Origin of the sequence: Streptomyces sp. NPDC059564 (genome assembly GCF_042735575.1) — a bacterium.
GTDB lineage: Bacteria > Actinomycetota > Actinomycetes > Streptomycetales > Streptomycetaceae > Streptomyces.
The window spans coordinates 1-23,108 of sequence record NZ_JBHWBP010000103.1; the positions used below are offsets into that span (position 1 = coordinate 1).

At 74.5% G+C, this 23,108-nt stretch carries 23 protein-coding genes; 11 read left to right on the top strand and 12 right to left on the bottom strand.

The annotated features are described in order from the left end of the window. Positions 1-308: 308 nt before the first annotated feature. Positions 309-743, bottom strand: coding sequence for an STAS domain-containing protein (locus ACFV0Q_RS19205; RefSeq protein ID WP_385006806.1), 435 nt, complete (start codon positions 741-743; stop codon positions 309-311). A 162-nt stretch (positions 744-905) separates the two neighbouring features. Between ACFV0Q_RS19205 and ACFV0Q_RS19210 the strand changes: the two genes are divergently transcribed. After that, positions 906-1,778 (top strand): hypothetical protein, encoded by an 873-nt coding sequence (locus tag ACFV0Q_RS19210; RefSeq protein WP_385006808.1) that lies wholly within the window; start codon positions 906-908, stop codon positions 1,776-1,778. Positions 1,779-1,787: 9 nt separating this feature from the next. On the opposite strand, the gene ACFV0Q_RS19215 is transcribed toward ACFV0Q_RS19210, so the two are convergent. From ACFV0Q_RS19215 to ACFV0Q_RS19225, 3 genes are all read right to left on the bottom strand, one after another. Then, positions 1,788-4,094, bottom strand: coding sequence for an FtsX-like permease family protein (locus tag ACFV0Q_RS19215; RefSeq protein ID WP_385006810.1), 2,307 nt, complete (start codon positions 4,092-4,094; stop codon positions 1,788-1,790). After that, positions 4,091-4,801, bottom strand: a complete 711-nt coding sequence (locus ACFV0Q_RS19220) for an ABC transporter ATP-binding protein (RefSeq protein ID WP_385006812.1) — start codon at positions 4,799-4,801, stop codon at positions 4,091-4,093. The genes ACFV0Q_RS19215 and ACFV0Q_RS19220 overlap by 4 nt, the downstream gene beginning before the upstream one ends. A gap of 108 nt (positions 4,802-4,909) precedes the next feature. Then, positions 4,910-5,284 (bottom strand): hypothetical protein, encoded by a 375-nt coding sequence (locus ACFV0Q_RS19225; RefSeq protein WP_385006814.1) that lies wholly within the window; start codon positions 5,282-5,284, stop codon positions 4,910-4,912. Positions 5,285-6,403: 1,119 nt separating this feature from the next. Between ACFV0Q_RS19225 and ACFV0Q_RS19230 the strand changes: the two genes are divergently transcribed. Both ACFV0Q_RS19230 and ACFV0Q_RS19235 read left to right on the top strand, forming a co-directional pair. Continuing rightward, entirely contained in the window at positions 6,404-7,282 is an 879-nt protein-coding gene (locus ACFV0Q_RS19230) for a sensor histidine kinase (protein ID WP_385006816.1), read from the top strand. Then, positions 7,279-7,986, top strand: coding sequence for a response regulator (locus ACFV0Q_RS19235; RefSeq protein WP_385006818.1), 708 nt, complete (start codon positions 7,279-7,281; stop codon positions 7,984-7,986). Before ACFV0Q_RS19230 ends, ACFV0Q_RS19235 begins: the two co-directional genes overlap by 4 nt. Here the strand turns inward: ACFV0Q_RS19235 and ACFV0Q_RS19240 are convergent. The 3 genes from ACFV0Q_RS19240 to ACFV0Q_RS19250 form a co-directional block, all read right to left on the bottom strand. Beyond that, the gene (locus ACFV0Q_RS19240; protein WP_385006820.1) at positions 7,952-8,233 is read right to left on the bottom strand and encodes a hypothetical protein; all 282 of its coding nucleotides are present in this window, start codon (positions 8,231-8,233) and stop codon (positions 7,952-7,954) included. The genes ACFV0Q_RS19235 and ACFV0Q_RS19240 overlap by 35 nt on opposite strands. Next, positions 8,226-9,155 (bottom strand): LysR family transcriptional regulator, encoded by a 930-nt coding sequence (locus ACFV0Q_RS19245; RefSeq protein WP_385006821.1) that lies wholly within the window; start codon positions 9,153-9,155, stop codon positions 8,226-8,228. Before ACFV0Q_RS19245 ends, ACFV0Q_RS19240 begins: the two co-directional genes overlap by 8 nt. A 92-nt stretch (positions 9,156-9,247) precedes the next feature. Next, a complete protein-coding gene (locus ACFV0Q_RS19250; RefSeq protein WP_385006823.1) occupies positions 9,248-10,000 on the bottom strand; it encodes a GntR family transcriptional regulator in 753 nt (250 codons plus the stop codon). Positions 10,001-10,233: 233 nt separating this feature from the next. Between ACFV0Q_RS19250 and ACFV0Q_RS19255 the strand changes: the two genes are divergently transcribed. From ACFV0Q_RS19255 to ACFV0Q_RS19275, 5 genes are read left to right on the top strand one after another with little or no spacing between them, the layout of a single operon-like run. Further along, on the top strand, positions 10,234-11,409 hold the full coding sequence (locus ACFV0Q_RS19255; protein WP_385006825.1) for an ABC transporter substrate-binding protein: 1,176 nt from the start codon (positions 10,234-10,236) through the stop codon (positions 11,407-11,409). Beyond that, the gene (locus tag ACFV0Q_RS19260) at positions 11,409-12,317 is read left to right on the top strand and encodes an ABC transporter permease (RefSeq protein WP_385006827.1); all 909 of its coding nucleotides are present in this window, start codon (positions 11,409-11,411) and stop codon (positions 12,315-12,317) included. Before ACFV0Q_RS19255 ends, ACFV0Q_RS19260 begins: the two co-directional genes overlap by 1 nt. Further along, positions 12,305-13,231, top strand: coding sequence for an ABC transporter permease (locus ACFV0Q_RS19265; protein WP_385006829.1), 927 nt, complete (start codon positions 12,305-12,307; stop codon positions 13,229-13,231). Before ACFV0Q_RS19260 ends, ACFV0Q_RS19265 begins: the two co-directional genes overlap by 13 nt. Before the next feature lie 5 nt (positions 13,232-13,236). Beyond that, positions 13,237-14,331, top strand: a complete 1,095-nt coding sequence (locus ACFV0Q_RS19270) for an ABC transporter ATP-binding protein (protein WP_385006832.1) — start codon at positions 13,237-13,239, stop codon at positions 14,329-14,331. Continuing rightward, the gene (locus ACFV0Q_RS19275) at positions 14,328-14,993 is read left to right on the top strand and encodes an HAD family hydrolase (protein WP_385006835.1); all 666 of its coding nucleotides are present in this window, start codon (positions 14,328-14,330) and stop codon (positions 14,991-14,993) included. The genes ACFV0Q_RS19270 and ACFV0Q_RS19275 overlap by 4 nt, the downstream gene beginning before the upstream one ends. A gap of 22 nt (positions 14,994-15,015) precedes the next feature. Here ACFV0Q_RS19275 and ACFV0Q_RS19280 read toward each other — a convergent pair whose 3' ends face one another. Next, a complete protein-coding gene (locus ACFV0Q_RS19280; RefSeq protein ID WP_385006837.1) occupies positions 15,016-15,495 on the bottom strand; it encodes a hypothetical protein in 480 nt (159 codons plus the stop codon). An 80-nt stretch (positions 15,496-15,575) separates the two neighbouring features. Between ACFV0Q_RS19280 and ACFV0Q_RS19285 the strand changes: the two genes are divergently transcribed. Next, positions 15,576-16,433: a GntR family transcriptional regulator gene (locus ACFV0Q_RS19285; protein ID WP_385006839.1), complete on the top strand. Its 858-nt coding sequence runs from the start codon at positions 15,576-15,578 to the stop codon at positions 16,431-16,433. Positions 16,434-16,455: 22 nt separating this feature from the next. Here the strand turns inward: ACFV0Q_RS19285 and ACFV0Q_RS19290 are convergent, their stop codons facing one another. Both ACFV0Q_RS19290 and ACFV0Q_RS19295 read right to left on the bottom strand, forming a co-directional pair. After that, on the bottom strand, positions 16,456-17,034 hold the full coding sequence (locus tag ACFV0Q_RS19290) for a phosphonate degradation HD-domain oxygenase (RefSeq protein ID WP_385006841.1): 579 nt from the start codon (positions 17,032-17,034) through the stop codon (positions 16,456-16,458). Continuing rightward, positions 17,031-18,134: a TauD/TfdA family dioxygenase gene (locus tag ACFV0Q_RS19295; protein WP_385006843.1), complete on the bottom strand. Its 1,104-nt coding sequence runs from the start codon at positions 18,132-18,134 to the stop codon at positions 17,031-17,033. Before ACFV0Q_RS19295 ends, ACFV0Q_RS19290 begins: the two co-directional genes overlap by 4 nt. Before the next feature lie 256 nt (positions 18,135-18,390). On the opposite strand from ACFV0Q_RS19295, the gene ACFV0Q_RS19300 reads away from it, so the two are divergent. Next, positions 18,391-18,747: a VOC family protein gene (locus ACFV0Q_RS19300; RefSeq protein WP_385006845.1), complete on the top strand. Its 357-nt coding sequence runs from the start codon at positions 18,391-18,393 to the stop codon at positions 18,745-18,747. 127 nt (positions 18,748-18,874) lie between these two features. Then, positions 18,875-21,280, top strand: a complete 2,406-nt coding sequence (locus ACFV0Q_RS19305) for an ATP-binding cassette domain-containing protein (RefSeq protein ID WP_385006847.1) — start codon at positions 18,875-18,877, stop codon at positions 21,278-21,280. Between the two features lie 66 nt (positions 21,281-21,346). On the opposite strand, the gene ACFV0Q_RS19310 is transcribed toward ACFV0Q_RS19305, so the two are convergent. Both ACFV0Q_RS19310 and ACFV0Q_RS19315 read right to left on the bottom strand, forming a co-directional pair. Next, positions 21,347-22,396: a zinc-dependent alcohol dehydrogenase family protein gene (locus ACFV0Q_RS19310; protein ID WP_385006849.1), complete on the bottom strand. Its 1,050-nt coding sequence runs from the start codon at positions 22,394-22,396 to the stop codon at positions 21,347-21,349. Positions 22,397-22,452: 56 nt separating this feature from the next. Continuing rightward, on the bottom strand, positions 22,453-23,108 hold a 656-nt coding region (locus ACFV0Q_RS19315), incomplete at its 5' end, for a RimK family alpha-L-glutamate ligase (RefSeq protein ID WP_385006851.1).

Below are 23,108 nucleotides of genomic sequence, written 5' to 3' on the forward strand. Positions count from 1 at the left end.
TCACACCCCGCCTCCCCCCCTTCGCGCCGCCTCTCGGGGGTGGGGGGGGGGGGGGGGGGGGGCGCCCGGGTGCCCCGCTGCTGTTTGGGGGGCCCCCCCCCCCCCCCCGGCCGGGGGTCACCGCCCGCGCGGCCACCCTCGGGTCGGCATCGCTGGAACTCGCCGACAGCACGGCGGAGTTGCGCGTCGGGCGGGTCGCCCGGGCGGCCGGCCGGCGGGAGCCGGGCGGTGCGGCCGGGGCGGCGGGGGAAGCCGCCGGGCCAGGAGGACGGCCAGCAGCAGCGGGATCAGGGTGAGGACCGTGAAGGTCATGGGCCCACCCGCTTGCGGCCGTCGCCCGGTGGCCACACGCGGGCGGCGAGGTCGAGCAGCAGGCGCAGGGGCCGCGAGGTGGTGGCGATCTCCCAGGAGCGACCGCCGCGGGCCCACCCGTCGAGGACGTCGAGCAGGGACGAATCGCAGAAGGTGACGAGGGCCGCGTCGAGGACGAGGCGGCGGGCGCCGCGGGCGGCGCCTTCGTCGAGGAGGCCGCGCAAGGGGGCGCAGGTGTGGAGGTCGAACTCTCCGGCCAGGCTGACGGCGAGGACGCCGTCGCGGAGCGTGGACCGTATGCGGGGCACCGGGTCGGGCGGGGCGGGGGTCGCGGTGGCGGGGGTGGCCGGAGCGAGGGGGGCGGTGAGGGCGTCGGGACGTCCGGCCGCGGGCAGTATCGGGGCGCTTATCGCCTTTATGGGAGCCTTCATGCCCCTTCCAACGGGGCCGGGGCCGGTCGGGAACGGGTGGGGGCGTCCACGTCACCCGCGTGGGGCGGACCGCTGACCCGTTCCGGCGATCTTCGTCACCCGCCCGGGCCCCCGGTGCGTCCCGACGCGCCCGACCGGCGGCCATGCCTGAGAGTGGGGCGCGTGGACGGGGACGCGGACGGGATCGCGGACGAGATCGCCGACGCGCTGTACGTGCCGCACCCGGCGGGGTTCACGGCCGCGCGCGGCGCCGCCGCGGCGCGCGCGAAGGCGGCCGGCGACGTGGCGACGGCGAAACGGATCGCGGGCCTGCGGCGGCCCACGCTGGCGGCATGGGCCTCGAACACCCTGGTCCGGGCCCAGCCGGAAGAGGTCGAGCAGTTCCTCCAGCTCGGCCAGGCGCTGCGCGAGGCGCACCGGTCGCTCGACGGCGAGCAGCTACGGGACCTCTCGCACCAGCAGCACGTGGTGATCGGGGCCTTGGCCAGGGAGGCGCAACGGCTGGCGGAGGAGGCGGGCACGCCGGTGTCGGAGACGGTGGTGCGGGAGGTGGAACGCATCCTGTACGCCGTTCTCGCCGACCCGGACGCGGCCCGGGCCTGGTCCTCCGCCCGCCTCGCCCGGCCCCCCACCCCCGCACCGGCCTTCCCGCTGGCCGACCCGTCCGCGATCCGCGACCGGCGTCCGGCCGCCGCCGGGCCGGCCCCGGACGCCCCTGCGCCCACGGCCCCGACCCGGGACGAGGTTCCGGACCCGGACGCGGAGGCCGCCCGGGAGGCCGGGCGGGTCGCCTCCGTCCGCGAGGAGGAGCTGCGCGAGGCCGACGAGGCCCGGCAGCGGGCGGTGGCCCGGGCGGCCGAGGCCGACGCCGAGGTCACCCGGCTGGACGCCGACGCCGAACGGGCCCGCGCCGAGCGGGACCTCGCGTACGAGGCCGTGACCCAGGCGGAGACCCGCCACCGGGAAGCCGCCGCGGCGGCCCGCGAGGCCCGCCGCGCGGTCACCACCGCCGAACGGCGCCCCGGGCCGCGGTAGGGCCGGGACCTACTCGGTGTGCAGGACCGTGGCGATCGTCGCCCGCGCGGCCGCCCGGGCCGGGACCAGCGCGCCGAGCACGGCGATCATCACCCCCGCCAGCAGCAGACCGGCCAGCTGCGGCGCGTGCCAGACGTCCTTCATCGCCTCCGGGAAGGCCACCACCCCGACGTGGTCCACGACCAGCCGGTGCGCCACCATCCCGAGCGGGATCCCGAGCAGCCCGCCGGCCGCGCCCAGCCCGGCGACCGAGGTCACCGTCATCACCACGACCTGCCGGGGCGTCATCCCGATCGACTTGAGCATGCCCAGGTCCCGGCGGCGCTCACGGGTGTTCAGCAGAACGGTGTTGAACACCCCGAGGGACGCGACGAGGGTCAGCAGCGCCGTGAACACCGTCGAGAAGGTGACCACGGTGGTCGTGCCGGCGTTCCCGGTGTCCGGGACCGAGGCGCGCAGGCCCGGGTCGATGGCCTCGACGGCCTCCGCGTAGGCCCGTGCGTCGGTTCCCGGGGCGAGCCGCGCCGTGTACTCGGCGGCGTGGAGGTCCGGTGCGAGCTTCAGGAGGGTCGGCCAGGAGGCTTCCAGGGCCTGCGCGTTGCCCTCGATCAGTTCGCCCACGACGACCACCGGGGCCTGCCTGCCGTGCAGTTCCAGCGTGACCCGGTCACCGACCTCCAGCCCGCGCTGCGTCAGGAACGCGGGCCCGGCGACGATCTCGCCCTCCGCCTTCGGCGCCCGGCCCCGGACGATCTGGTACGCGTACCGGGAACCGTCCCCGCGGTAGAAGTCGGCGAAGACGGTCTGCGCCTGCCCCGCCAGGTGCGCCTGGGACAGCGCGCGGGCCCGTACCCCGGCCGTTCCGGGCAGCGCCCGCAGCCGGTCCTCGATCTGCCCGTCGGTGAGCGCGGGAGGGGTGCGGCCGTTGCCCGGGCCGCCCGCCGACACCTGGACGCGCGTGCCCTCGCCCCGGATGCCGTCCGCGTACGCCAGCATCGTGCCGGTCAGTCCGGTCGACAGGGTCACCGTGGTGACGCCGAGCACGATGGCGGAGAGGGTCAGCAGGGTCCGCGCGGGCCGGGCGAACGGCTGGCCGAGCCCGAGGCTGACGGGCCGCGGCAGCCGGCTGCCGCCGAGCAGCCGCTGCACGCGGCGCCCGCGACCGGTCCGGGGGGCGCCGCCCGCGCTGATCGCCAGGGCGGCGGGCAGCCGGTGCGCCCGCAGGGCGGGGGCCAGCGCGGCCAGCAGGACGAGGGCGGGCATGCCCGCCAGGCAGACCACCGACACCCAGGCGCCGAACGCGCCGACGGAGGCCCGGCCGGTCTCGATACCGGTGAACGCGACCTTCAGGAGGGGCCCCGCCAGGGCGTTGCCGGCCAGGGTGCCGAGCAGGCAGCCCACGACGGCCGGCAGCGAGACCATCGTCAGGTAGACGCCGACGACCTGGTTCGGGGTGAAGCCCACGGCCTTGAGCACGCCGATGTGCCGGTACCCGGAGACGACGGCCCCGCTGACCACGTTCCCGACGATCAGGCAGGAGACCAGGAGGCCCAGGACGCCGAAGAAGGTGATGAACGGCAGGTAGGAGTCGGCCAGGGCCGAGAAGGCCGCCTTGAGGGTGAGGTGGGTCTGCGCGCCGGTCAGCGCCCCGGCCGGGAGCTCCGCGGTGGCACCGCCCAGAGCGGCGTCCAGCCGGGCCGCGCTCGACGGGTCGGTGAACCGGTAGAGCATCTGGGCGGAGGAGGGGTGCATCGCGGCCATCTGCCCGGGCGTGACCCAGGCGCTCGCCGATTTGCTCATGCTGGTGGCGAAGCCGACGACGGTCAGCTTCGGCGCCCCGGGGCCGTCCAGGGTGGTTCCGAGGAGTTCCGGGCCGGGGGAGCCCTGGGAGGACCAGTTGACGACGATCTCGCCCGGCGCGGCGGCCCAGTGCCCTTCGAGCAGGTCGATCCGGTCCACCGGCCCGGCCGGATCGGCCCGGCCCACGACGGAGAGGGTGCCGCCGGCCATCCAGAGCCAGCCGTCGGGGACGTTGACGACGGCCTGCCCGAAGGGGCCCGCCGAGGCCTCCACCCCGGGCCGTGCGGCGGTGCGCGCCAGTTGCTCCGGCGAGACCTTCGCGGTGTCGAAGGACGCCACCACGTGGGCGCCGTGCTGGCGGGCGTACGCCTTCTCGAAGGGGCCCGACGCGGCGTCGAGCAGGGCCAGCGCGAGCAGGACCGTCGTCGTCGAGCACAGGACGACCAGACCGATGACGAACGTCTGGACCCGGCGGCGCCGGGCGGCCGCGCGCGCCGCCCTCCACACGGCGTTCACGCGGTCGCCTCCAGCGCGCTCTCGCGGGCCACGCGGCCGTCGGCGACTTCCACCAGGCGGCTCGCGCAGCGGGTGGCCAGGCGGGGGTCGTGGGTGACGATCAGCAGGGTCTGGCCGATCTGGTTGAGGTCGATCAGCAGGTCCATCACCTGCTCGCCGGAACGGCTGTCCAGCGCGCCGGTCGGCTCGTCGGCCAGCAGCAGCGCGGGCCGGTTCATCAGGGCCCGGGCCACGGCGACCCGTTGGCGCTCGCCGCCGCTCAGCGTGGCGGGGTAGTGGCCGCGGCGGTCGGCGATGCCGAGCTCGTCGAGGAGCTCCAGGGCCCGGCGGCGGGCCTGCCGGGCGGAGACACCGGTCAACTGGGCGGCCAGCGCCACGTTGTCGAGGGCCGGCAGGTCGTCGATGAGGTTGAAGAACTGGAAGATCATGCCGACGCCGCGGCGCCGGAACAGGGCCAGACCGGTCTCCGTCAGCGAGCCCAGGTCCTGGCCGTGCACCTCGACGGTGCCTGCCGTGGGACGGTCCAGGCCGGCCACCATGTTCAGCAGGGTGGACTTGCCGCAGCCCGAGGGCCCCATCACGGCGACTGCCTCCCCCTTGCGGATCTCCAGGGAGAGGCCGTCCAGGGCCTTCGCGTCGCCGTACTCCTTGTGCACGCCGTCCAGCCGGACGACGGCCCCGGACGTGCTGTCGTGATCGTTTGTCATGCCACGAACCTAGAAGGACGGCCCGCCGGCGGCGTCACCCGCCGGATGTAACCGGCGGGGCGGGTCATCCCGGAGATGTACGCGGGCGACGGCACCGGGCCCTGGGCCTCAGCGCAGCGGGAACTGCGCCGCGTGACCGAACGCGATGGCGGGAACCATGTGGTGCGCGTCGAAGGACCCGAACTCGGGGATGGTCTTGACGTGGCCGGGCGCGTTCTTGTCCCCGACCAGGCTGGGGTTGGAGAAGTGCACCCAGGTCACCCGGCCGTCGTCGCTGTTGCCTTCCTCCACGTAGATCCCCCTGACCGGCACGGGGGGCAGCCGGGTGACCCGGGACGGGGGGACGAGCCCGTTCTGGGGGGCGGAGTAGGTGTCCTGGGAGTGGTAGGAACGCAGACCGCGCCGGCTCGCGTTGGTACCCGCCAGCCAGCCGTTGAAGGCCGAGGTCATGTGGTTCCAGCCCTGGACGTCCACGCCGTCCATGTCCCAGATCTCCCTCCAGTTGTTCAGCAGCTCGCCGGGGGGCGACTGGTCCCGGGGTACTGGTCTCGACGACCTCGACGCTGCCGCCGGGGCTCACCCAGATGTGGCCGGACGGCGATCCGAGGAAGGTGTCGAACTCGAAGAAGTACTCACGGAAGAGGTTGACCAGGCCCGCCGGTGTCAGCGGGGCCGAGGTGGCGGACGAGTACCGCTCGGCCAGCGCGGCCAGGGCGGGATCGCGCAGCAGCCGCGCGTCCTCTCCGCGGAACTTCTCGGCGCTCAGGGCCGCGAACCCGGAGCCCGGGTGCACCCGGGCGGCCGCGACCCCGCCCTGTGCGCTGATCCACCCCGAGAGCGGCTGGTAGACGCCGAAGACCTCGCTCGCGTAGGGGAGGGCACCCTCGAAGTCGGCGACCGGCCGTCCCGTGTACGTCGGAACGCCGGGGGCGGGCAGGACCATGGCCTGCCCGTCGGCGGCGGTACCGCTGCCGGCATTGGTGAAGCTGATGGCGCTCCATGCCGTGCCGACGGCGGACTTGAACAGGCGTACGGAGCCGGTCGCCGTGCGGGCCGGTGCGACGAAGGTGATGGTCAGGCCGCCGGGACTGGTCGCCGTCCGGCCCGCGAAATTCAGTCCCGTGGCCGGATCTCGCCAGAGGAAGCTGCCGTCCAGGGCCGTCACGTCGGGATAGGCGCTGGGGTCCTGCACATTGATGTCTCCCGGCAGGGCCAGGGCCATCCCGCTGCCCCGACGGGATGTCGGACCCCGTGCCGTCGACCCTGTAGGACCAGAGCTTGTACGCGGTGCCGGATCCCGCGGTGGGGATCGGGGCCGTGTTGAGGAAGCTGACGACGAACGCCATGGCAGGCTCCAGGGGGGTGCGGGATGGCCTCCCCCGGTATCCCACGGCGTGCTGCGCCCTTCACCCCGCCCCCGGACGTTCCGCCCGCACGGCGCACGCTCTGGCCCGACGGCCACCGGTTCGGCCGCACCCGGACGGGGAGGAGCCCTGGACCAGCGGAAACTGTCGAAACGTCAGGGAGGGTCGCGGTTACAGTACTAGGCGACCCACGGGGGACCGCGCGGGTCCGCGGGGGACGGACGAGGGGGCTGGTGCGGTGGGCTGGGCGACGGGGGGCGCGCTGGCTCTGGCGTGCGTGGCGGCCGTGACGGCGCTCTGCCTGGGGATCGCGCTGGTGCGCACGCGGCGCGCGCACCGGGCGGCGCGGGGGGAGCACGGCTGGCTGCTGGAGCGGGAGCGGGAGAGCGCGGCCCGCGGCGCGGTCGACGCGGAACGGTCCAGGATCGCCGCCGAGCTCCACGACATCGTCAGCCACAACGTGAGCCTGATGATCGTCCAGGCCGGGGCCGCCCGCGAGGTGCTGGCGACCATGCCGCAGGAGGCCGCGGCCGCGATGAGCGCGGTGGAGACCGCCGGCCGGACCACGATGACCGAGCTGCGCCACCTCCTCGGCCTGCTCGCGCCCGCCCAGGACGGCGGGGACGAGCCCTACGGGGGCGCCGCCGAGCTGACCCCGCAGCCGAGCCTGAGCCGGCTGAGCCCGCTCATCGACAAGATCGCCTTCGCCGGGCTGCCGGTGGACGTGCGCATATCCGGCGAGCCGCGCCCGCTCCCGGCCGGGATCGACGTGACGGCGTACCGGATCATCCAGGAGGCGCTGACCAATGCGCTCAAACACGGGGACGGGGTGAAGGCCGAGGTGACGGTGCGCTATGCGGACAGCGCCCTGAGGGTGGAGGTGCTCAGCGGCGGCCCGAGCGTGCTGTCCGCGGGCGCGGACGCGGGCGCGGGCGCGGCAGGCGACGGCCCCCCGGCGGGCAAGCGACGCGGTGCGGAGCCGAAGGCCGACGGGACCGGCCGGGGGCTCATGGGCCTGCGGGAACGCGCCGCCGTCTACGGGGGCGACCTCGACGCCCGGCGCCGCCTGGGCGGCGGATTCCGGGTCCGCGCCCGCCTCCCCCTGGACCGGCCGTGACGGCGGCGCCGCCCGGGCCCCGGGTGCTGATCGCCGACGACCAGGAACTCGTGCGCACCGGGTTCCGGCTGATCCTGACGGCCCGGGGGATCGAGGTGGCCGGGGTGGCGGCCGACGGGGTCGAGGCGGTGTCGATGGCGCGGAGCCTGCGCCCCGACGTGGTCCTCCTCGACATCCGCATGCCGCGCATGGACGGCCTGGAGGCCGCCCGCCGGATCCTCGCCGAGCTGCCCGGCTGCCGGGTGATCATGCTGACCACCTTCGACCTCGACCAGTACGTCTACGCCGCCCTCGCCGCCGGAGCCAGCGGGTTCCTGCTCAAGGACGTCACCCCCGAACACCTCGCGGCCGCCGTCCGGTTGGTGGGCACCGGCGACGCCCTGCTCGCGCCGTCGATCACCCGCCGCCTGGTCGAGCGGTGCGCCCCGGCGGCCGGTTCGGCGGCCGGTTCGGCGGGGGCCGCGGCGCCGCACCGGGACCTGGCCGCGCTGACCCCGCGCGAGCGGGAGGTGCTGACCTTGATGGGCCACGGCCGGTCCAACGCCGAACTGGCGCGGGAGCTGACGCTCAGCGAAGCCACCGTGAAGACCCACGTGGCCCGCATCTTCGCCAAACTGAGCCTGCGGGACCGGGCCCAGGCCGTGGTCCTCGCCTACGAGACGGGCCTGGTCACCCCGGGCTCTGCCGACACCTCCCCCGGCTAGCGGCGCCGCCCGGCCGGACCGAGGGGTCGATGTCGGCGGCGTGCAGCCGTCCTCGGCGGGCGAGGGAGACGGCGAGGGCGTCGTCGTGCGCGGCCAGGGCCAGGACCTGGTCCCGGCTCAGGTCATCGCGTTCGGTGAGCGCGGAGGCCGGCCACGCGTCCGCCGCGAGGGCGTGCGCGATGAGCCGGCCGACCAGTTCGCCCGGCAGGGCCGGATTGACGGCGAGCCCGTACAGCGGATCACCCACGACCCGCCTGCGTGTCCGCGCCGGACCCGGCGCTCGCCGCCTCCCGGAGGGCCGTCGTCAGGGCGGCGGCGTACGGGTCTGGGGGAGTCCGCCGCGGGGTGGCCACGCCGATGTGGCGCGCGGGGCGCGGCGGCGCGAGGGGGATCACCGTCGATCCGGGTGCGGGGGCCAGCGCGATGTGGGGGATCAGGGAGACCCCGACGCCCGCGCCGACCAGGGTCTGCGCGAAGAAGTAGTCGGTGGTCGAGGCGGCGATCCGCAGCTCGAACCCGGACCGGTCCGCGTACCGGCGCAGGAAGGCCTCCGTCTTCAGGCAGCCCAGCACCCACCGGTCGGCCGCCAGTTCCGCCGGCTCCAGCACCGCCCGCCCCGCCAGCAGGTGGCCGGGCGGCAGGACCGCGTACAGCGGATCCTCCATCAGCGGCTGCCAGCTCAGGCCCGTCCGTCCCGGTGCCCCGGCCGGCAGCGGTCCGTCGAAGTGGTAGGCCAGCGCGAGGTCCGCCGCCCCGCCGCGCACCATCGGCAGCGAGGCCTCCGGTTCGGCCTCCACCACCGTCAGCTCCACCTCGGGGTGCGCGGCCACGAACGCGGCGAGGGCCGGGGGCAGCAGGTGCCGGCCGCCGCTGGTGAAGGTGGCGACGGTCAGCCGGGGCCGTCCGGCGGCCAGCCGGTCGATCCGCGAGCGGACCAGGTCCAGCTCGGCGGTGATCGTCTCCGCCGCCTCCACGAGCAGCCGTCCGGCATCGGTCAGCGTGACCCCGCGCGTGCTGCGCTCCGCCACCGGATGGCCGAGGCTCCGCTCCAGGGAGGCGATGTGCTGGGAGACCGCCGAGGGCGTCAGCCGCAGGGCGGTCGCCGCGCGGTTGAAGCTGCCGTGCTCGGCCACGGCCCGCAGGATGCGCAGCCGATGCACGTCCATCAACAGTTTTCCTTTATGCGTGTTCAGCATCTGACCAGTTCTGCTGGGGACCCTACAGCGGCGGGGCCGACGGCATGAACGAGATTCCGGTCATCTCAGCGGTCGCCGCCGCCCGGGTGGCGCTCCAGTGGGGTGGCTACCGCCGAGTTGCTCACGCTGAAGGTGACGCTGCCGGGCCGGTAGCGGTCGTCGGACCACTCGATCGGGCGGCCCGTACGCGTCGCGGAGCTGTGACGTTGGCGCAAAAGCGGGCTTCCCCGCCGGATCTCCAGCAGCCGCGCGTCCTCGCTGCCCGCCGCGAGCGCGTCGATCAGGTGCTCGCCGTAGTGCGCCACGATCCCGGAGCCCTCCGCCAGGCTGTCCATCACCGAGCGGCAGTCCTCCGGCAGCGCCTCCACGGCCGCCGCGACCCAGTCGGCGAAGGCGGTCCGCTCCACCATCGTCGGCTCCCCGTCGAGCAGCCGCAGCCGCACCACCGACAGGATCTCCGTACCCGGCGGCAGCGCGAGCCGTTCCGCCTCCTCGGCGGTGGCGGGCCGCCGGGTGCGGGACAGGAACCGGCTGCGCACCTCGTGACCGACCCCCTCGGCCCACTGCGCGAAGCTGTTCAACTCGCCGAAGCTGTGCCGGCGTTCGTGGCGCAGGACGATCCTGCGCGCACCCTGGCTGGAGCCGATCAGCCCCTCGGCGGCGAGGGTGGCGACGGCCTGGCGCACGGTGCCGCGCGAGGCCGACCAGCGGGCGGCGAGGTCGCTCTCCGAGGGCAGCCGGCTGCCCACCGGGTAGGCACCGGACAGGATCGACCGGCGCAGTTCCTCCGCGATCTCCAGATACCGCACCGTTCCCATGCCGTTCCCCCTCGTTGCGACGTACACCGGCCTCAAGGCCTTGATCATCATCGATGATGGTCCAGACCCGTTATGTCACGACGCCTTTCGGTCATTCTCTTCTCTTCCTCCAGCCGTGCTCCAAGGTCCAGCCGCCGTTCACCATCCGTACAGGGAGTACGGGCGAACTGGAGCCAACTTGTTCAGACAAGTGAATCTGACAAGTGAAGCCCCCTTCGTCTCCGGGAGAGACCGTGCTCAGTTCCACCGCCCGTCGCGGCGCGGCCGTACTGCTCAGCGCCGCCGTCCTGACCACGCTCAGCGCGTGCGGCGCAGCGCCCGACCCGAAGCAGGCCGGCGCCGCCGCCTCCGGCGATGCCAAGGCCAAGGCCCAGCCGGGCACCGCGGCCTCCGCGGCCGACCTCGGCGGCATGGAGGCCCTCGTGGCCGCCGCCGAGAAGGAGGGCACGCTCAACGTCATCGCGCTGCCGCCGGACTGGGCGAACTACGGCCAGATGGTCAAGGCCTTCCAGGCGAAGTACCCCAAGGTCAAGATCAGCGCCGAGAACCCGGACGCCTCCAGCGCCGACGAGATCGCCGCCGTCAAGTCCCGCAAGGGCCAGACGCGCGCCCCCGACGTCATGGACCTCGGCATCGCCTTCGCCCGCAGCGGCGCCGCCGAGAACCTCTTCGCCCCGTACAAGGTCACCGCCTGGGACAAGATCCCCGGCTCCCAGAAGGACGCGGACGGCCGCTGGTACAACGACTACGGCGGCTACGTCTCCATCGGCTGCGACGCCGCCAAGATTCCGAACTGCCCGGCGACCTTCGCGGACCTGCTGAAGCCCGAGTACAAGGGCAAGGTCGCCCTCAACGGCAACCCGACCAAGTCCGGCTCCGCCTTCGGCGGCGTCTACGCGGCCGCCCTCGCCAACAAGGGCTCCTTCGCCGACATCCAGCCCGGCATCGACTTCTTCGGCCAGCTGCGCAAGAGCGGCAACTTCATCCCCGTCGAGTCCACCCCGGCCACCGTCGAGAAGGGCGAGACCCCCATCTCGATCGACTGGGACTACCTGAACGCCGGCTACGCCGAGCAGTTCAAGGGCAAGGGCGTCGACTGGAAGGTCTCCGTCCCCTCCGACGGCGTCTACGCCCAGTACTACTCCCAGGCCATCAACAAGGACGCCCCCCACCCGGCGGCCGCCCGCCTGTGGATGGAGTTCCTCTACAGCGCCGAGGGCCAGAACATCTGGCTGCAGGGCCACGCCCGCCCCGTGCTGCTCCCCGTGATGGCCGCCGACGGCACCGCCGACAAGGACGCCGTCACCAAGCTCCCGCAGGTCCAGGGCACCCCGTCCTTCCCGGCCTCCGCCGAGCTCGACAAGGCCAAGGCCACCCTCGCCGAGAAGTGGGACAAGGCCCTCAGCTGATGTCCGCAACCACCCCCACCTCCCCTACGACGGGGACCGCCGGCGGCAGCACCACCCGCCGCCGGCGGCGCGGCCCGCGCACCTGGCTCGCCGCCCTCCCGCTCCTCGTCTTCACCGGGCTCTGCTTCGGCGTCCCGCTCGGTGCCATCGCCTTCGGCGCGGTCACCCGCACCGACCCGGCCACCGGCGCCACCAGCCTCACCGGCGAGCACCTCACACGCTCCCTCCAGGGCCCCTACCTCGGCTCGCTCGTCGGCAGCGTCCAGCTCTCCGCCCTGACCGCACTGCTCGGCGGAGTCCTCGGCGTCCTGATCGCCCAGGCCCTGGTCACCTCCCGCTCCACCGCCCTGCGCTCCGCGGCGCTGACCGCCTCGGGCGTCCTCGCCAACTTCGGCGGGGTGCCGCTCGCCTTCGCGTTCATCGCCACCGCCGGGATCTCCGGAGTCGTCACCCAGCTCGCGGACCTCACGGACCTCGGCTGGGACCTGTACTCCTTCACCGGGCTCACCGTGGTCTACCTGTACTTCCTGATCCCGCTCATGGTGCTGGTGATCGTGCCGGCCCTGGACGGACTGCGCCCGCAGTGGCGCGAGGCCGCCCAGAACAACGGGGCCAGCGGATGGCAGTTCTGGCGCCACGTCGGCCTGCCCGTGCTCGCGCCCTCGCTGCTCGGCGGGTTCGTGCTGCTCTTCGGCACCGCCTTCGCCGCGCACGCCACGGCCGCGGCCCTCGTCGGCGGCTCAGTGCCGCTGGTCACGCTGAAGATCGCGGACGCCCTCTCCGGCAACGTGCTCACCGGCCAGGAGAACGTGGCGCTCGCCCTCGGCCTCGACATGATCCTGATCGCCGGCCTGGTCATGGCGGTCTACCTGCCCCTCCAGCGACGGAGCGCCCGATGGCTGCGATGACCCCGACCGCCCCCCAGGTGGAGAGCGCCGAAGCGGCCGCCCCGGCCCCCGCCCCCGCCGCTCCGGCGCGGGCCCGCCGGCCCCGGCCCCGGGTCTGGCGCGGAGCCGTCCTCGCGCTCGCGGGCGCGTACTTCCTGCTCCCGCTCGCCGCGTCCTTCGTCTTCACCGTGCACGTGCCCGGCCAGGGCGTCACCTTCGAGGCGTACACCGAGCTGCTCGGCGCCGAGGGCTTCACGCAGAGCCTGCTGCTCTCCCTCGGCCTCGCCGCCGCCACCATCGCGCTGTCGCTGCTGCTGGCCGTGCCCGCGCTGGTCGCCGTACGGATCGGCTCGCCGCGGCTGCGCCCCGTCGTGGAGGTGATGTGCATGCTGCCGCTGGTGGTGCCGCCCATCGCCCTGGTCACCGGGATCACCACGGTGCTCCGCTGGGGGCCCGACCACCTGTCGCGGACCCCGCTGTACCAGACCTTCCTCGCCGTGCAGAACGAGAAGTTCCCCGTCGTCCTGGTCCTCGCGTACACGGTGCTGGCGCTGCCGTTCGTCTACCGCTCGCTCGACGCGGGCCTGCGCGCCATCGACGTCCCCACCCTGGTCGAGGCCGCCCGCAGCTGCGGAGCGGGCTGGCCCCACGTGGTCCTGCGCGTGCTGCTGCCCAACCTGCGCGCCTCGCTCGCCGGAGCGGCCTTCCTGACCCTGGCCCTGGTGCTCGGCGAGTTCACCATCGCCTCGCTCCTCGGCTTCCAGCCCTTCGCCGTGTGGATCGTCTCCATCTCCGGCGCCCAGGCCCGGATGTCGGTGGCCGTTTCCATCCTCAGCCTCCTCATCACCTGGCTGCTGCTGCTCGTCCTCTCGCGGGCCGGGACCGCCCCCTCCACCGTGTCCCCCGCCCCCGCCACCTCCCGCAAGGAGTCCTGACCCACATGTCCACGACCCTCCCCGCCGCACGGAAGCCGGCCGACACCGCCGCCCCGGCGGGCGCGCGCGTCGAATTCCGCGGCCTGCGCCGGGCGTTCGGCTCCACCGTCGCCCTCGACGGCCTCGACCTGACCGTCGAACCCGGCGAACTCCTCGCCCTGCTCGGCCCGTCCGGCTGCGGCAAGACCACCGCGCTGCGCGTCCTCGCCGGCTTCGAGACGCCCGACTCCGGCGAGGTCCTGGTCGACGGCGAGGACATCACCCGGGTCCCGGCCAACCGCCGCGACGCCGGGATGGTCTTCCAGTCGTACAGCCTCTTCCCCAACCTCAGCGCCCGCGACAACGTGGCCTTCGGCCTGCGCGTGCGCAAGGTCCCCGCCGCGCAGCGCCGCGAGCGCGCCGCGGAACTCCTCGACCTGGTGGGCCTGCCCGACCACGGCGACCGCTACCCGCACCAGATGTCCGGCGGCCAGCAGCAGCGCGTCGCGCTCGCCCGGGCCCTGGCCCTGCGCCCGCGCGTGCTCCTGCTCGACGAGCCGCTCTCCGCCCTGGACGCCAAGGTACGGGCCAACCTGCGCGAGGAGATCCGCCGCCTCCAGCTCGACCTCGGCATCACCACCGTGTTCGTCACCCACGACCAGGAGGAGGCCCTGTCCATGGCCGACCGGGTCGCCGTGCTGAACGCCGGGAAGCTGGAGCAGTGCGCCGCCCCCGCCGAGCTGTACGAACGCCCCGCGACGCCCTTCGTCGCCGAGTTCGTCGGCACCATGAACCGGCTCCCGGGCCGCCTCACGGACTCCGGCCTCGTCGAGGTCTCCGGCACCCGGCTGCCCGTCGACGGCCCCGTCCCGGCCACCCCCGACGTGGAGGTGCTGGTCCGCCCCGAGAACCTCACCGTGGCCGCCGACCCCGAGGGCAACGCCACCGTGACCTCGGCCTCCTTCTTCGGCGCCGTCACCCGCCTGCACCTCGACCTCGCCGACGGCACCCGCGTCAAGGCCGACCTGCCGTCGCGCGACGCCGCGGACCTGGCCCCGGGCGCACGGGCCTCCGTAGGACCGGCCGAGCGGCCCGTGCTCGTCGTGGCGAGGACCGCGTGAGCGAACTCGCCGCCGTGCTCTTCGACATGGACGGCACCCTCGTCGACACCGAGGTGCTGTGGTGGGAGACCACCGAGGAGACCGCGGCCCGGCTCGGACACCGCCTCGGCCCGGCCGACGCCCCCGAGGTCGTCGGCCGCGCTGTCCCGGACACCGCCGCCCACCTCGTACGGGTCTCAGGACGCGGGGAGCCGGCCGACGTCGCCGCCGAACTCACCGACGGCTTCTTCCGCCGGGTCGCCGCCGGGGCCCCCATCCGGCCCGGCGTCCAGCGGCTGCTCACCGCCCTGGAGACCGAGGGCATACCGTTCGCGCTGGTCAGCGCCTCACCGCGGGTGGTCGTGGACCAGGTGGTCGGGGGCGCCCTCGCGCACGTCCCGTTCGCCTTCACCGTCTCCGCGGACGACACCGTACGGACCAAGCCGCACCCCGATCCCTACCGCGCGGCCGCCGCGCGGCTGGGCCGGTCGCCCGGGGAGTGCGTCGCCGTGGAGGACTCCCCGGACGGGGCCGCCTCCGCCGAGGCCGCGGGCTGCCCGGTGCTGGTGGTGCCCTCGCTGCTCGACGTACCGCCGTCGGCGGCGCGCACCTTCGCGGGGTCCCTGGAGGACGTCACCCCGGAGGTCCTGCGCGGCTGCCTCGGCGCCGGGTCCGCGGCGTAGGGGGACGGCCCGCGCGGAGGGGCTACGCGGACAGCACCAGCAGTTCCAGGATGCCCTCCGCGTAGGCCCCGGAGACCGAGCCCGGCCCGGTCTCCAGTACGCCGACGAGCAGCGGCAGGCCGGTCCGGACGTGGGCCGCGACCTGTCCGTACAGGCCCGCCCCGTACGCGTCCCCGTCGTCCTCGGCGCTCAGCAGGGACAGCAGCGTCCACAGCAGCGCCTCGCGGCCCGCCTGCCGGGGCGGGCCGGCCGCCCACACCGCCATCAGCACCGCGCAGGCGGCCGGTGCCGGGGGCCACAGCCGGGTCCCGGTGAACACGTGCCCCTGCAACGCGTGGAACGCGGCCGGGTGTCCCTCCGCCGCGTCCCACAGGGTGTCCTCCAGGTGGTCCGCCGGGCGGCCGCAGCCGCAGGTGACGTTCGCCCAGTCGTGCCGCGCGAGCTCGGCCCCCACGCCGTCCGGCACCAGGGGGCTGCTGCGCGGCCTGTCCTTTCCTCTCATGAGGCCCAAGTATGGGAGGGCGCGGGGTCCGGGTCGAGCGGGGTCCCCGGCGCCGGTGCCCGCATGGCAGGCTGGGGCCCGTGAACGAGGCACCGCAGGCAGCGCACGTACCGCAGGAACCGCAGGATTCGCAGGTACCCCACGTACCCCACGCACCGCGGGAGCCGCACCCGCCGCAGACGCCCCGCCGGGTCTCCGGCAGGACGCCGCTCTACCTGAAGGTCGCCGAGGACCTGCGCGGGGCCATCACCGCCGGGGAGTACGGATCCGGGGCCCGGCTGCCCGCCGAGGACGAACTCGCCCGCCGCTACGCCGTCTCCCGGGGCACCGTCCGCCAGGCCCTCGCCGCACTGCGCACCGACGGCCTGATCACCTCCCGCCGGGGCACCCGCCGCGTGGTGCTGGGCGGCCCGGGGGAGGAGAACGCCGCCACCGAACTGCGCAGCTTCACCCGCTGGGCGCGCTCCCTGGGGGAGGAGCCGGGCGGGCGGACCGTCGCCGTCGACCGCGTCGCCGCGGACGCCGAGGAGGCGGAGCAGCTGCGGATCGCCCCCGGCACGGCCGTGTACCGGGTGCTGCGGCTGCGGACCCTGTCGGACGAGCCGGTGATGGTGGAGCGGACCACGTACCCGGAGGCGGTCGGCGCCCTCGTGGCGGGGATGCCCCTGGACACGGTCTCGTACTCGGAACAACTGGCCCGGCACGGCGTGCTGTTCACCGACGCCCACCACACCATCGACATCGCGCCCGCCGACCCCGATGACGCCCGGCTGCTGGGCTGCCGGGCCGGGGAGGCGCTGCTGCGGGAGCGGCGGCGCTCCACCGACCCGGCGGGCACCCCGGTGGAGTGGTCGCAGGACCGGTACCTGCCGGGGACGGTGGCCTTCACGGCGCACTCGACGGCGGCCAGCGCACTGGGCCGCCGCCTGCGCCCCTGACGGACGCGGTGGCGGGGCGCGCTCAGCCCTCCGTGAGGAGCAGCCGTTCCAGCAGCGGCCGGAAGTACGCGAAGCCGGGGGTCGCCATCAGCGGGTCCTTGGCCCGCTCGTCCCACCGGCGTACGGCGACCGCGTCGGCCGCCCCCGGCAGCGCCTCGAAGGCCCGTACCTGTTCGGGGGTCATCGGGCCGCCCTGCACGCGCAGGGTGTGCACCGAGGCCTCGGAGAGCAGGTCGAAGTAGCCGGGCTCGGCCGTGCACAGGTACCGCTTGGCGGCGACGTGCAGCCGTACCGGCTCGGTCACCTCCGGCCCGAACCAGCGGGCCAGCCAGTCCGCCCCGGTGTGGCTGTGCCGGTTGTCCTGGCCGCCCTCCATCAGGTCGCGGCCGGTGACCGTCCCGTGGAAGTGGCCGATGTCGTGCAGCAGCGCGGCGGCCACCAGGTGGTCGGGGGCCCCGGCGGCCTCGGCGAGGGCGCCCGCCTGGAGCATGTGCTCGGCCTGGGTCACCTCCTCGCCGAAGTACTCGGCGCTGCCCTCGCCCTCGAAGAGCCCGGCGAGCAGGTCCAGGGGACCGCCCGCTCCGTCGGCGGTGGCGTTCACGCGGCGGCTCCTTCGCGGCGCAGGACGGCCAGGGCGGAGCCCAGCCCGTCGAGGTCGGCGTACGCGCCCTGGAGGTGCCGGCCGCCGGATTCGGCGAAGGCCGTACGGGCGTGCAGCAGGCGGGTGTTGTCGAAGATCAGGCAGTCCCCGGGCGTGAGCCGGAAGTCCAGCCGCAGCTCGGGGCGCAGCAGCAGCTCGCCGAAGCGCCGGTAGGCGGCGTAGAACTCCTCCAGGACCGGGGCGCTCTCGTGGAGGGTGCCGATGGAGCGGTTGTTGAAGCGGATCTCGCGGATCCGGCCGAGCGGGTCCACGTCGATCAGGGGCCGCTGCGCGCGCAGTTCGGTGCGGGCGTCGGCGAAGGAGAACTCCACGGGAACCCGGGTCAGCACGTCGAAGGCCCGCGGGTCCTCCCGGCGCAGCAGCGCGGCCGCGTGGAAGCCGTCCACCAGCCCGGAGTCCCCGCCCTTCGCCTCGTTGCGCAGGCAGTGCAGCAGCTGCACGGTGGGGACGGGGTCCCGGTACGGGTTGTCGGTGTGCGGGGTGATCAGGGCGCCGGTGAAGGCCAGGTTGTTCGGGTCGGGCTCGACGCGGACCTCGAAGAGCTCCCCGTAGTTCGTGCGGCGCACGAAGCCGAAGGTCTCCGCCACGTCGAGCACCATCCGGTCGCGGCAGGGCACGCCCCGCAGCAGGGCGAAGCCGAGGCGCCGCACGCTCTCCAGCGCGTGGATCCGTACCGAGCGGTCGCCGATGTAGGCGTCCCACGAGGCCTCGGGCAGCCGGCCGGAGAGGTCGGCGGCGGCCCACAGCTCCTTGTCGGCCTCGGTCCGGCCGTCACCGCCGGTGCCGCGCGGGCCTCCGGGGGCGTGGGCGTCGAGCCAGTCGGCGGGGTAGAGCGAGCGGTGGCCGTCCGGCTCCCACACCACCTCCCAGCCCGTTGTGGCCTCGCCGGACACCTCGCGTACGGAGGCGACGGCCAGGCCGGCCGGCAGGTCGGTGATCTGGAACAGCTTCTGGCCGTTGCGCGGATCGCGGCAGGCGTCGCAGGGGCAGTTGTCGCGCAGCCAGGGCGCGGGCGAATCGGTGATCGCCGTCGAGGACATCGGGGACTCCCGTCCGGGTCGGTGTCGGTGTGGTCGGGTATCGCTGGGAAAGTTGTATATACAACTCTGCTCTCCGGGCATGCTGACAGCCCCGGATGGCCGCGAGATGGCGCCGAGGTGGCCGGAAATCGCCGGAACCGGCCCGCCCGCCGCCCGGACCCCGAACCGGTCAGGAATCGAGAAGCGTGCCCACGGGGCCGCGGATAGCGTTTCGGTCATGGCGGACGACACGACCGCGACGACCTCAGGAGTGACCATGACCAGCTCTTCCACCCAGGGCATCAAGACCGTGCTGCACCCCGTGTCCGACCTGGCCAAGGCCAAGGAGGTGTACGCCGCCCTGCTCGGCGTCCAGCCGACGGCCGACAGCCCCTACTACGTCGGCTTCGAGGCCGAGGGCCAGCAGATCGGGCTCGTGCCCGCCGGCGGCCCGCAGGGCCTGACCTCGCCGGTGGCCTACTGGCACGTACCGGACATCGAGGCGAAGCTCGCCGAGGTGACCGCCGCCGGTGCCACCCTGAAGCAGTCCCCGCAGGACGTCGGCGGCGGCCGCCTGGTGGCCACCGTCGTCGACCTCGACGGAAACGTCCTCGGACTGATCCAGGACCGGTGAGCCGCGGCCGACACCGCCGGCCCGGCACGCGGCCGGGGCATTGCCCCGGCCGCGCCGACGAAGTAGAACCGGACGGACACCGTGCGGCCGGCACCGCCCGACAGCCACAGACGCAGATGGAGACACCATGAGCAAGGCCCCGAGGACGGAGCCGGGCGCGCCCGCGCGGCACGCCGCCGACCAGCACGCGCTGATCCGCGTGCACGGCGCGCGCGTGAACAACCTCAAGGACGTCAGCATCGAGATCCCCAAGCGCCGGCTGACGGTGTTCACCGGTGTCTCCGGCTCGGGCAAGAGCTCCCTGGTGTTCGACACGATCGCCGCCGAATCGCAGCGGCTGATCAACGAGACGTACAGCGCCTTCGTCCAGGGCTTCATGCCGACCCTGGCGCGCCCAGAGGTCGACGTGCTCGAAGGGCTGACCACCGCGATCACCGTCGACCAGCAGCGGATGGGCGGCGACCCGCGCTCCACGGTCGGCACCGCCACCGACGTCAACGCCATGCTGCGCATCCTCTTCAGCAGGCTCGGCACACCCCACATCGGCTCGGCCAAGGCGTTCTCCTTCAACGTCGCCTCGATCAGCGGGGCCGGCGCGGTCACCGTCCGGCGCGGCGGGCAGGAGGTCAAGGAGAAGCGCAGCTTCAGCATCACCGGCGGCATGTGCCCGCGCTGCGAGGGCCGCGGCGCGGTCACCGACATCGACCTCACGCAGCTCTACGACGACACCAAGTCGCTGAACGAGGGCGCGTTCACGATCCCCGGGTACACCGGGGGCGGCTGGAACTCCCGCCTCTACATCGAGTCAGGCTTCTTCGACCCGGACAAGCCGATCGCCAGGTACACGAAGAAGGAACTGCGGGACCTCCTGCACCGCGAACCGACCCGCATGAAGATCGCGGGCATCAACATGACGTACGAGGGCCTGATCCCGCGCGTCCAGAAGTCGATGCTGTCCAAGGACACCGAGTCCATGCAGCCGCACATCCGGGCCTTCGTGGAGCGGGCGGTCACCTTCACCACCTGCCCCGACTGCGACGGCACCCGGCTGAACGAGGGCGCGCGCTCCTCGAAGATCAAGCGGAAGAACATCGCCGACCTGTGCGCGATGGAGATCCGGGACCTCGCCGCATGGGTCCGCGGCCTCGACGAGCCCTCGGTGGCGCCGCTGCTCGCGACGCTCCTGGGGACCCTCGACTCGTTCGTGGAGATCGGCCTCGGCTACCTCTCGCTCGACCGCTCCTCGGGCACGCTGTCGGGCGGCGAGGCGCAGCGGGTCAAGATGATCCGCCACCTCGGCTCCTCGCTCACCGACGTCACGTACGTCTTCGACGAGCCCACCACCGGCCTGCACCCGCACGACATCCAGCGGATGAACAACCTGCTGCTGAGGCTGCGGGACAAGGGCAACACGGTGCTCGTCGTGGAGCACAAGCCGGAGACCATCGCGATCGCCGACCACGTCGTCGACCTCGGCCCCGGCGCCGGTTCGGGCGGCGGCACCGTCTGCTTCGAGGGCACCGTCGAGGGGCTGCGGACCGGCGGCACCATCACCGGCCGGCACTTCGACGACCGGGCCTCGGTCAAGGAGAGCGTGCGCAAGCCCACCGGCACGCTGGAGATCCGCGGGGCCCGTGCCCACAACCTGCGCGACGTCGACGTGGACATCCCGCTCGGGGTGCTCACCGTCGTCACGGGTGTCGCGGGCTCCGGCAAGAGCTCGCTCGTGCACGGCTCACTGCCTCGAAAGTCGGGGGCCGCGGGCGAGGGCGTCGTGTCGGTCGACCAGGGCGCCATCAAGGGGTCCCGGCGCAGCAACCCGGCGACGTACACCGGGCTGCTCGACCCGATCCGCAAGGCGTTCGCCAAGGCCAACGACGTGAAGCCGGCCCTGTTCAGCGCCAACTCCGAGGGCGCCTGCCCGACCTGCAACGGCGCCGGGGTCATCTACACCGACCTGGCGATGATGGCCGGGGTCGCCACCACCTGCGAGGAGTGCGAGGGCCGGCGTTTCGACTCCTCGGTCCTCGACTACCACTTCGGCGGCCGGGACATCAGCGAGGTGCTCGCGATGTCGGTGACCGAGGCCGAGGCGTTCTTCGGGTCGGGAGACGGGCACCTGCCGGCCGCGCACCGCGTCGTCGCGCGCCTCGCCGACGTGGGCCTGGGCTACCTCACCATCGGCCAGCCGCTCACGACCCTTTCCGGCGGTGAGCGCCAGCGGCTCAAGCTGGCGACCCACATGGCCGAGAAGGGCGGGGTCTACGTCCTCGACGAGCCGACGGCCGGCCTGCACCTCGCCGACGTCGAGCACCTGCTCGGGCTGCTCGACCGGCTCGTCGACTCCGGCAAGTCGGTGATCGTCGTCGAACACCACCAGGCGGTCATGGCGCACGCCGACTGGATCATCGACCTCGGGCCGGGCGCCGGCCACGACGGCGGCCGGATCGTCTTCGAGGGCACGCCCGCCGAGTTGGTCGCCGCCCGCTCCACCCTCACCGGCGAACACCTGGCGGCGTACGTCGGCACCTGACGGGGAGCCGGACCGGGCGGGCGGGGTCCTCGCGCCCGGCCCGGCGGCCGTCCGCACGCGGCCGGGTCAGTCCCGGGGCCGGATCACCGTCACCCCGGGCCCCGGCGCCGAGCCCATCGCGGCGAGGGCCGCCGGGGCCGCGGACAGCGGGAGGGTCCGGGTGACCAGCAGGTCCGGCCGCAGCGCGCCGGAGCGGACCAGTTCCAGCATCGGGGGGTAGGCGTGGGCGGCCATGCCGTGGCTGCCCAGGACCTCCAGCTCCCAGCCGATGACCCGGTCCATCGGCAGCGCCGCCGGGCCGGACTCCGCCGGGAGCAGCCCGACCTGGACGTGCCGCCCGCGCCGGCGCAGTCCGGCCACCGACGCGGCGGCCGTCGCGGGGGAGCCCAGGGCGTCCAGCGAGAGGTGCGCGCCGCCGCCGGTGAGCTCCCGTACCGCCTCCGCGGTGCCCCCGGGCCCGGTGTCGCGGGGGTCCACGGTGTGCGCCGCCCCGAAGGCGCGGGCCATCTCCCGCGCCGCCGGGGCGGGGTCGACGGCGACCACCCGCGCGCCCGCCGCGGCGGCGATCATCACGGCGGACAGGCCGACCCCGCCGCAGCCGTGGACGGCGACCCACGCGCCCGCCGCGACCCGGCCCCGCGCGACCACCGCCCGGAAGGCCGTCGCGAACCGGCAGCCCAGGGCGGCGGCGGTGGCGTACGACAGTTCCCCGGGGACGGCCACCAGGTTCACGTCGGCGTGGTCCAGGGCCACGTACTCGGCGAAGGAGCCCCAGTGCGTGAAACCGGGCTGCGTCTGCCGCGCGCACACCTGGTGCTCGCCGGCCGCGCAGTCGGCGCAGCTGCCGCAGGCGCAGATGAAGGGGACGGTCACCCGGTCGCCGGGCCGCCAGCCGTTCACCCCGGGGCCCACCGCCTCGACGACCCCGGCCAGTTCGTGCCCGGGGACGTGCGGCAGGGTGATGTCGGGGTCGTGGCCCTGCCAGCCGTGCCAGTCGCTGCGGCACAGCCCCGTCGCCTCGACGCGTACGACGGCCCCGCCGGGCGCCGGTGCCGGATCGGGCACCTCCCGTACCTCCGCCGGCTCCCCGTACCGTTCGAACACCACCGCGCGCATGGGACCGCCTTCCCGTCGACTTCCGCGCACGCTACAGCCCCGCCACCGTGCCAGTGTCAGCGCGCGGCCCGCCGCAGGGCCAGCGCGGCCAGGGCCTCGGGGGCTCCGGCCTGGCCGCGGATCCCGGGGAAGGCGTTGACGTCCACGATGAGCGGGACGCCGTCGCCGGTGTCGATGACGTCCACCCCGTAGACGTCCAGGGCGAACACCGCGCCCACCCGCAGCGCCAGTTCCGCCCAGCCGTCGGGCAGCCGGTCCACGGTCCTGGCCGGTTCCTTGCCGCCGACGGCCAGTTCGGAACGCCGCAGACCCGCGAAGACCCGGTCCCCGACCACCCACAGCTTGTGGTCCCAGCCGCTGTTGGGCGCGAACGGCTGCACCACGACCGGCTCCCCGCCCCACCGCCGGGCCAGTTCGCGCAGCCGCGCCGGGTCGTCGACGCGGGCGACCAGGTCGTCCTTGCGGCTGGCCCGGCTCTTGACCACCATCGGCCACGGCAGTCCCGCGGCCGTCTCCAGCAGCGCCGCCGAGGCGAAGGTACGGGTGGACGCGAAGGGCAGCCCGGCCGACAGGGCCACGTCGGCCATGCCGGTCCGGTCCTGGCAGGCCCCGGTGGCGGCGGCCGAGTTGAGCACGGGCGCGCCCCGCCGCTCCAGCTCCCGCGCCAGGTCCAGCGCGGCAGGGGTCCGCGCCTTCAGCAGATGGACGTCGG

Excerpts from the sequence above, each read along its gene's own strand:
- ACFV0Q_RS19205 (WP_385006806.1), bottom strand. The coding sequence starts at position 743 with ATGAAGGCTCCCATAAAGGCGATAAGCGCCCCGATACTGCCCGCGGCC.
- ACFV0Q_RS19220 (WP_385006812.1), bottom strand. The coding sequence starts at position 4,801 with ATGACAAACGATCACGACAGCACGTCCGGGGCCGTCGTCCGGCTGGAC.
- ACFV0Q_RS19225 (WP_385006814.1), bottom strand. The coding sequence starts at position 5,284 with ATGGACGGCGTGGACGTCCAGGGCTGGAACCACATGACCTCGGCCTTC.
- ACFV0Q_RS19250 (WP_385006823.1), bottom strand. The coding sequence starts at position 10,000 with ATGGGAACGGTGCGGTATCTGGAGATCGCGGAGGAACTGCGCCGGTCG.
- ACFV0Q_RS19260 (WP_385006827.1), top strand. The coding sequence starts at position 11,409 with ATGTCCGCAACCACCCCCACCTCCCCTACGACGGGGACCGCCGGCGGC.
- ACFV0Q_RS19265 (WP_385006829.1), top strand. The coding sequence starts at position 12,305 with ATGGCTGCGATGACCCCGACCGCCCCCCAGGTGGAGAGCGCCGAAGCG.
- ACFV0Q_RS19270 (WP_385006832.1), top strand. The coding sequence starts at position 13,237 with ATGTCCACGACCCTCCCCGCCGCACGGAAGCCGGCCGACACCGCCGCC.
- ACFV0Q_RS19280 (WP_385006837.1), bottom strand. The coding sequence starts at position 15,495 with ATGAGAGGAAAGGACAGGCCGCGCAGCAGCCCCCTGGTGCCGGACGGC.
- ACFV0Q_RS19295 (WP_385006843.1), bottom strand. The coding sequence starts at position 18,134 with ATGTCCTCGACGGCGATCACCGATTCGCCCGCGCCCTGGCTGCGCGAC.
- ACFV0Q_RS19300 (WP_385006845.1), top strand. The coding sequence starts at position 18,391 with ATGACCAGCTCTTCCACCCAGGGCATCAAGACCGTGCTGCACCCCGTG.
- ACFV0Q_RS19305 (WP_385006847.1), top strand. The coding sequence starts at position 18,875 with ATGAGCAAGGCCCCGAGGACGGAGCCGGGCGCGCCCGCGCGGCACGCC.
- ACFV0Q_RS19310 (WP_385006849.1), bottom strand. The coding sequence starts at position 22,396 with ATGCGCGCGGTGGTGTTCGAACGGTACGGGGAGCCGGCGGAGGTACGG.